Below are 5,121 nucleotides of genomic sequence, written 5' to 3' on the forward strand. Positions count from 1 at the left end.
CCCCCGGACTGGCCGCCACCCGCCGCTCAAACAACTCCACAACGCTCGAGCCCGCCACATCCGCCGCAGTGTCATTCCACCCCTCCAGCACCAGATCCCGCTCCCGCGAATCCAGCACCTCCACCTCATGCAACGAGATCTCCGGCGCCGCCGTCACCACATCCAGCACCCGCACGAACCAGCCAGCAATCCGAGCCGCCGTCGAAGCATCGAACAGATCCGCCGCCACCGCCATCGCACCACGCATCCCGGCGGGACGCCCCTGCTCGTCGAAGACCTCGGTCAGCATCACGTCGACATCGGTCTTGACCGAGACCGTTTGCACGGCGCCCTCCGCGGCGCCACCGACCGCCGAGGGCGCGCCCGTACGGACGTCCGGAAGCTGCAGCGTCGCGCGCTCCTGGTTCTGCAGCGTAAGGATCACCTGAACCAGCGGGTGCCTGGCCAGTGACCGCTCCGGCGCCAGTTCCTCCACCAGTCGCTCGAACGGCACGTCCTGGTTCGCCAATGCGCCCAGGCCGACCTCTCGTACGCGCGCGAGCACCTGCCGGAACTCGGGGTCACCGGACAGATCCGTACGGATCACCAGCGTGTTGATGAAGAACCCGACGAGGTCGTTCAGCGCCTCATCGGTACGGCCGGCCCCGGCCGATCCGATGGGGATGTCGGTTCCGGCTCCGAGCCGGGACAGGGTCACGGCGAGCGCGCCCTGGAGCACCATGAAGACCGTGACACCCTCGGCCCGGGCCAGCTCGACCAGCCGCTGATGCACTTCTACGGGCACCTGGAACGGCACCGCGTGTCCGACGTGACTGGCCAGTGCCGGGCGCGGCCGGTCCACCGGCAGCGGCAACTCCTCCGGCGCCCCGGCCAAGGCCTGCCGCCAGTACTCCACCTGCGCCGACAGCAGACTCTCCGGATCGGACTCCGCACCCAGCAACTCCCGCTGCCACAACGCGTAGTCCGCGTACTGCACCGGCAACGGCTCCCACACCGGAGCCTCGCCGCGCACACGAGCCGCATAGGCCGCCGACAAGTCCCGCCCCAGCGGCGCCATCGACCAGCCGTCGCCCGCGATGTGATGCACCACGACCACGAGCACCTGCTCCTCGGCCCCGGCGGTCTGGAGAAGCCATGCCCGGATCGGCGCCTCCGCCGACAGGTCGAACGCGTACTGCGTCGCCTGCCGCACCGCCCCGGCCAGCTCTCCGGCCTCCACCCGGGACACCTGAAGCGCCCAATCCAGCTCATCCACATCCAGAATGTGCTGATACGGCTCCCCCTCCGCCGACGGGAAGACGGTACGCAGCGGCTCATGCCGGGCGATGACGTCGCGCAGCGCCGCGTTCAACGCCGCGACGTCCAGGTCACCGGTCAGCCGTACCACCGTCGGCAGGTTGTAAGTCGGGCTCGGCCCCTCCAACTGCTCCAGGAACCACAACCGCCGCTGCGCGAACGACAACGGCACCCGCTCCGGACGCGCCATCGCCCGCAGCGGCAGACGTACCCGGTCCGACTCACCCTGCGCCAACCGCGTCGCCAGACCGGCCACCGTCGGAGCCTCGAACAGCGTCCGCAGCGGCAACTCCACACCCAGCGCGGCCCGGATGCGAGACGCCAGCCGGACCGCCAGCAGAGAGTGACCACCCAGCTCGAAGAAGCTGTCGTCGATCCCGACCGACTCCATGCCCAGCACCTGGGCGAACATCCCGCACAGCAGCTCTTGCTGCACCGTGGCCGGAGCTCGGCCCGAGCCGCTCGCGTACTCCGGAGCCGGGAGCGACCGGCGGTCGAGCTTGCCGTTGAGCGTCAACGGCAGCGCATCCAGCACCACTACAGCCGAGGGCACCATGTGGCTCGGCAGCCGTTCCGCGGCGAACCGCCGCAACGCCTCCGGCAGGTCCTCGCCATCGTCGCCGACTTCGCCGTGGGGGACCACATACGCCACCAGCCGGATGTCCCCGGGCATGTCCTCGCGGGCGATCACGGCGACCTGACCCACTCGCGGATCCGCGGCCAAGACCGACTGGACCTCACCAGGCTCCACACGCATCCCGCGGAGCTTCACCTGATCATCGTTTCGTCCGAGGAACTCCAGCTCACCTTGGGGGTTCCAGCGCACCAGATCCCCCGTGCGATACATCCGCTCGCCCGGTGCCTCCCCGAACGGACACGCCACGAAGCGTTCCGCGCTCAGCCCCGCACGCCCCACGTAGCCGCGTGCCAGCCCCGCACCGGCCACGTACAGCTCGCCCGGCACTCCCACGGGCACCGCGGACAAGCCGCCGTCGAGCACGTACGCCCGCGCATTGGCGATCGGCGCCCCGATCGGCACGTGCGCGACCCCCGGACGGCACCGCCACACGGCCGCGTCCACGGCCGCCTCGGCCGGGCCGTACGAGTTGTACATCACCCGTCCCGCCGACCAGCGCTCGACCAGCTCCGGCGGGCAAGCCTCACCGCCCACGTCCACCACGACCTCAGGCGCGATGGAGCCGTCCGTCAGACTGGCCAGCACTCCCGGCGGCAGCCACACATGCGACACCCGCTCCTCAGCGAGGAAGGCCGGCAGGTCCGCACCGAGTCGCCGCTCGGCCGGCACCACCACCAGTGTCGCGCCCGACACGAGCGGCACCGACCACTCCAGGCAGAACTGGTCGAAACTGACCGACGCGAACTGCGCCACCCGTGAACCCGCCCCGCATCCGAAGCGCCGGACCGTCGCGGCCACCGTGTTGGCGAACGCCGCATGCGACACCGCCACGCCCTTCGGCAGGCCGGTCGACCCGGAGGTGTAGATCACGTACGCCAGGTCCGCCGGGTTCACCGCCACCGGCGGCGCGGTCTCGGGCTGCTCGTCCGGCGCCGGCAGATCATCGAGCCACAGCACGGGTACGCCGGCCAAGCTGTCGGCGAGATCGCCGGCCTCGTCCGGGGCGGCGAGCACCAGCCGGGCGCCGCTGTCGGCGACCATGAACGCGACCCGGTCGGCCGGCAACTGGGTGTCGATCGGCAGATACGCCGCACCGGCCTTCGCCACGGCCACGATCGAGATGATCATCTTCGCGCCGCGGGGGAGGCACAGTCCGACGACCGACTCCGTACCGACTCCTAGGCCGTGCAGCTGCCAGGCCAGCCGGTTGGCCGCCGCGTCGAGCTCGCGGTAGGACATCTGCACGCCGTCCGCCACCACCGCCAGGGCATCCGGGACGGTGTCCACCTGCTTCTGGATGAGTTCCACGACCGTGGCCGCGGCACCGGCCACCGCGGTGTCGTTCCACTGGTTCAGGACCTGGTCGCGGTCCTGCGCACCGAGGACGTCGATCGTCCGGAGGGAGACTTCCTGTGTGCCGCCGAGCGCGGTGACCATGTTCTCCAGCGCGGTGCAGAGAAGTCGTCCGACCAGTTGCGGGTCGATGGAGCCGGCCGCTTCCACGCTCAGGCTCAGCCCGGCGGGACCGAAGTCGTTGACCGACACGTCCAGCGGATAGTTGGTCCACTCCTCGGTGAGGACAGTCCTGATGCCTTCGACCGCCGACTGCCGATCGGCCTCCTCGGCCCTGGCGGTGCCGCCGCCGATGTGCCGGTAGTTGAACAGCGAGGTGAACAGCGGCGTGTTGCCTGCCATGCCGCTGACCTTCTGTGCCACCGCCAGCGGGGCATGCTCGTGCTCCAGCAACCCTGCCAGCTGCGTCCGCATCTCCTCGATGGCCGCCCGCACGCCGACGTGACCGGTGCGCATCCGCACCGGCAGCGTGTTGATGAACGGGCCCGCCACTCGGTCCGAGCCCTCGCCGGCGTTCATCCGGCCGAACAGCACGGTGCCGAACACCACGTCATCGCGCCCGGCCAGCACCGCCAGGACCCGCGCCCACGCCACGTGCAGCACCGTGGCCGTGCTGACACCCATCCGCTGCGCCAGTTCCCGCAGCCGGGCCACGACCTCGCGGTCCACCGGCATCGCCACGGACGCCCGGTCGGTGCCGTCGCCCCACACATCCAGCAGCCCGAACGGCGCCGTCGTCTCGGTCACGTCGCTCAGCAGCTCGGCGAAGAACCGCTCGTGCTCAACACGCGACACGCCGCCGCGGGTCTGCGCCACGAAGTTCCGGAACGGCAAGGCCTCCGTCAACCGGTCGGACTCGCCGGCGAGCACGGCCCGCAGCTCTCGGATCAAGACCTCCATGCCCAGGTGGTCCAGGACCATGTGGTGCGTACGCACGAGGCCCAGCCACCGGCCTTCGGCCGCCTCGGCGATGTGCAGGTCCATCAGCGGCGCCCGGCTCAGATCCATGGCCGATCCCACCTGGCGCACGAGGACACGCGCGGGGTCTTCCTCCCCTGCGTCCAGGACCTCTTCGATCACTGGCAGGGTCGCCTGCCGCCACACCACCTGGACCGGCTCGCGCAGCCCTTCCCAGACCACGCCGGTGCGGTAGATGTCGTGCCGGTCGATCACCCGCTGCAGCGCCTGCGCGAACGCGTCCGCCCGGTCCCGGGAGTCGAACTCCAGCACGCGCACCGAGACGTACACGTCCACGCCGTCGCCGGCGAGCAAGTGGTGGAAGAGCAGGCCTTCCTGCAGCGGCGCCAGCGGATACACATCCGCCACGTTCGCCGCGCCACCCGCCACCGAGGCGACGATCCGCTCCACCTCGTCCGCGGACAGATCCACCAACGGCAACATCTCGGGAGTGATCTCTGTCGCACCCACAGGGATGCGGTTCTCCGGCACCTCCACCGCATCGACACCCACCGACCGCGCCAGACCTGCAGGGGTGGGCGACTCGAACAACGCCCGCACTGACACCGACACGCCGCGGCCGCGCAGCAACTCCACCAGCGACACCGCCAGCAGCGAATGGCCGCCCAGCTGGAAGAAGTCGTCATCCACACCGGCCGACTCCAGGCCCAACACCTCCGCGAACGCCCCGCAGAGGATCTCCTCCTGCACCGTGGCCGGCGCCCGGCCCGACCCGCTCGCATACTCGGGCGCGGGCAGGGCTTTGCGGTCGAGTTTGCCGTTGGCCGTCAGCGGTAGTTCGGGCAGCGTCACGACGGCTGAGGGGACCATGTGGTCGGGCAGCCGCTGGGCCAGGTAGTCGCGCAGCCTGTCGTCCA

Annotated in this window: 1 protein-coding gene; it reads right to left on the reverse strand. The window is 70.6% G+C overall.

Annotated features, from left to right (window positions below; translation table 11 throughout):
* Window positions 1-5,121, reverse strand: a 5,121-nt coding sequence (locus ETD86_RS52345; protein WP_138674067.1) for a non-ribosomal peptide synthetase, incomplete at both ends; no start/stop codon positions are given.

This window comes from Nonomuraea turkmeniaca (assembly GCF_005889735.1).
Taxonomy (GTDB): domain Bacteria; phylum Actinomycetota; class Actinomycetes; order Streptosporangiales; family Streptosporangiaceae; genus Nonomuraea; species Nonomuraea turkmeniaca.